This window comes from Streptomyces sp. CRN 30, from assembly GCF_034105845.1.
On sequence record NZ_JAVRHI010000524.1, the window covers coordinates 1 to 3,394 of the forward strand.

General features: G+C 65.4%; 4 protein-coding genes. All 4 read left to right on the forward strand.

The genetic code is table 11. From position 1 onward, the window contains the following. Window positions 1-61 precede the first annotated feature (61 nt). Complete coding sequence (gene rpsL, locus UW392_RS61680; RefSeq protein ID WP_003948652.1) at window positions 62-433, forward strand: 30S ribosomal protein S12; 372 nt, start codon at window positions 62-64, stop codon at window positions 431-433. A gap of 2 nt (window positions 434-435) precedes the next feature. Beyond that, the gene (gene rpsG, locus UW392_RS61685; RefSeq protein WP_003992340.1) at window positions 436-906 is read left to right on the forward strand and encodes a 30S ribosomal protein S7; all 471 of its coding nucleotides are present in this window, start codon (window positions 436-438) and stop codon (window positions 904-906) included. A 39-nt stretch (window positions 907-945) separates the two neighbouring features. Next, window positions 946-3,066 (forward strand): elongation factor G, encoded by a 2,121-nt coding sequence (gene fusA, locus UW392_RS61690; protein WP_320784273.1) that lies wholly within the window; start codon window positions 946-948, stop codon window positions 3,064-3,066. A gap of 191 nt (window positions 3,067-3,257) precedes the next feature. Beyond that, the coding region (locus UW392_RS61695; protein ID WP_320782771.1) for a GTP-binding protein at window positions 3,258-3,394 on the forward strand (137 nt) is incomplete at its 3' end.

Sequence of the window (3,394 nt, forward strand, 5' to 3'; positions counted from 1 at the left end):
GCGTGGGTCGGCGACGTTCCAGGTTAGCTTCACCATTCGGCACACAGAAACCGGAGAAGTAGTGCCTACGATCCAGCAGCTGGTCCGGAAGGGCCGGCAGGACAAGGTCGAGAAGAACAAGACGCCCGCACTCGAGGGTTCGCCCCAGCGTCGTGGCGTCTGCACGCGTGTGTTCACGACCACCCCGAAGAAGCCGAACTCGGCCCTGCGTAAGGTCGCGCGTGTGCGTCTGACCAGCGGTATCGAGGTCACTGCTTACATTCCGGGTGAGGGACACAACCTGCAGGAGCACTCCATCGTGCTCGTGCGCGGCGGCCGTGTGAAGGACCTGCCGGGTGTTCGCTACAAGATCATCCGCGGCTCGCTCGACACCCAGGGTGTCAAGAACCGCAAGCAGGCTCGCAGCCGCTACGGCGCCAAGAAGGAGAAGTAAGAATGCCTCGTAAGGGCCCCGCCCCGAAGCGCCCGGTCATCATCGACCCGGTCTACGGCTCTCCTCTGGTGACCTCCCTGATCAACAAGGTGCTGCTGAACGGCAAGCGCTCCACCGCCGAGCGCATCGTCTACGGCGCCATGGAGGGTCTGCGTGAGAAGACGGGCAACGACCCGATCATCACGCTGAAGCGCGCGCTTGAGAACATCAAGCCCACCCTTGAGGTCAAGTCCCGCCGTGTCGGTGGTGCGACGTACCAGGTCCCGATCGAGGTCAAGCCCGGTCGTGCCAACACGCTCGCGCTGCGCTGGCTCGTCGGTTACTCCCGCGCCCGCCGCGAGAAGACCATGACCGAGCGCCTCCTCAACGAGCTTCTCGACGCTTCGAACGGCCTCGGTGCGGCCGTCAAGAAGCGCGAGGACACGCACAAGATGGCCGAGTCCAACAAGGCCTTCGCGCACTACCGCTGGTAGTCGCTACCCCCATCGAGACCGAGAGAAGACTGAAGCCTTATGGCTACCACTTCACTTGACCTGGCCAAGGTCCGCAACATCGGGATCATGGCCCACATCGACGCGGGCAAGACGACCACCACCGAGCGGATCCTGTTCTACACCGGTGTGTCGTACAAGATCGGTGAGGTTCACGACGGCGCCGCGACCATGGACTGGATGGAGCAGGAGCGTGGCATCACGATCACCTCTGCTGCCACCACCTGTCACTGGCCGATGAACGACGTCGACCACACCATCAACATCATCGACACCCCGGGCCACGTCGACTTCACCGTCGAGGTGGAGCGTTCGCTCCGCGTGCTCGACGGTGCCGTGACGGTGTTCGACGGCGTCGCCGGTGTCGAGCCGCAGTCCGAGACGGTGTGGCGTCAGGCCGACCGCTACGGCGTCCCGCGCATCTGCTTCGTCAACAAGCTCGACCGGACCGGCGCGGAGTTCCACCGCTGCGTCGACATGATCAGCGGGCGCCTGGGCGCGCAGCCGCTGGTCATGCAGCTGCCGATCGGTGCCGAGGCGGACTTCAAGGGCGTCGTCGACCTCGTGACGATGAAGGCCTTCGTCTGGTCCGCCGAGGCGACCAAGGGCGAGATGTACGACATCGTCGACATCCCGGACACCCACACCGAGGCTGCCGAGGAGTACCGCGGCAAGCTCCTCGAAGCCGTGGCCGAGAACGACGACGAGCTGATGGAGCTGTACCTGGAGGGCACCGAGCCCTCCGTGGACCAGCTCTACGCGGCGATCCGTCGGATCACCATCGCCTCCGGCAAGGGCGACGGCACCACCGTCACCCCCGTCTTCTGCGGCACCGCGTTCAAGAACAAGGGCGTCCAGCCCCTGCTCGACGCGGTCGTGCGTTACCTCCCCTCCCCCCTCGACGTCGAGGCCATCGAAGGCCAGGACGTCAAGGACCCGGAGAAGGTCATCGCCCGCAAGCCGTCGGACGACGAGCCTCTCGCCGCCCTCGCGTTCAAGATCATGAGCGACCCGCACCTCGGCAAGCTCACCTTCGTCCGCGTGTACTCCGGCCGCCTGGAGTCCGGCACCGCCGTGCTGAACTCCGTCAAGGGCCGCAAGGAGCGCATCGGCAAGATCTACCGCATGCACGCCAACAAGCGTGAGGAGATCGAGTCGGTGGGCGCCGGCGACATCGTCGCCGTCATGGGCCTGAAGCAGACCACCACCGGTGAGACGCTGTCCGACGAGAAGAACCCGGTGATCCTGGAGTCCATGGACTTCCCGGCGCCGGTCATCGAGGTCGCGATCGAGCCCAAGTCCAAGGGCGACCAGGAGAAGCTGGGTGTCGCCATCCAGCGTCTCGCGGAGGAGGACCCCTCCTTCCAGGTGCACACCAACGAGGAGACCGGCCAGACCGTCATCGGCGGTATGGGCGAGCTTCACCTCGAGGTGCTGGTCGACCGGATGAAGCGCGAGTTCCGCGTCGAGGCCAACGTCGGCAAGCCGCAGGTCGCGTACCGTGAGACGATCCGCAAGGCCGTCGAGAAGGTCGAGTTCACCCACAAGAAGCAGACGGGTGGCACCGGCCAGTTCGCTCGCGTCATCATCGCGATCGAGCCGATCGAGGGCGGCGACGCCTCGTACGAGTTCGTCAACAAGGTCACCGGTGGCCGTGTGCCGAAGGAGTACATCCCTTCGGTGGACGCGGGCGCCCAGGAGGCCATGCAGTTCGGCATCATCGCCGGCTACGAGATGACCGGTGTGCGTGTGACGCTGCTCGACGGCGCCTACCACGAGGTCGACTCCTCCGAGCTGGCGTTCAAGATCGCCGGTTCGCAGGCCTTCAAGGAGGCCGCGCGCAAGGCCAGCCCCGTGCTGCTCGAGCCGATGATGGCCGTCGAGGTCACGACGCCCGAGGACTACATGGGCGACGTCATCGGCGACATCAACTCCCGCCGTGGCCAGATCCAGGCCATGGAGGAGCGGGCCGGTGCCCGCGTCGTCAAGGGCCTCGTGCCGCTGTCGGAGATGTTCGGCTACGTCGGCGACCTCCGCAGCAAGACGTCGGGTCGCGCAAGCTACTCGATGCAGTTCGACTCCTACGCCGAGGTTCCGCGGAACGTCGCCGAGGAGATCATCGCGAAGGCCAAGGGCGAGTAACGAGGCTCCGTTCAACGGACCCCGTTCACACGCTTTAGGCTTGACTCCGGAGCCTGCATCAGGGCATTCCGCCGCCGACCGGCCATGAGCCGTGCGGCAGGCGGGATGCCCCCGGGCACCGGGCTATCCAGCAAAGATCACCTGGCGCCGATGAAGCAAGGCGTTCAGAACCACTCCACAGGAGGACCCCAGTGGCGAAGGCGAAGTTCGAGCGGACTAAGCCGCACGTCAACATCGGCACCATCGGTCACATCGACCACGGTAAGACGACCCTCACGGCCGCCATTACCAAGGTGCTGCACGACGCGTACCCGGACCTGAACGAGGC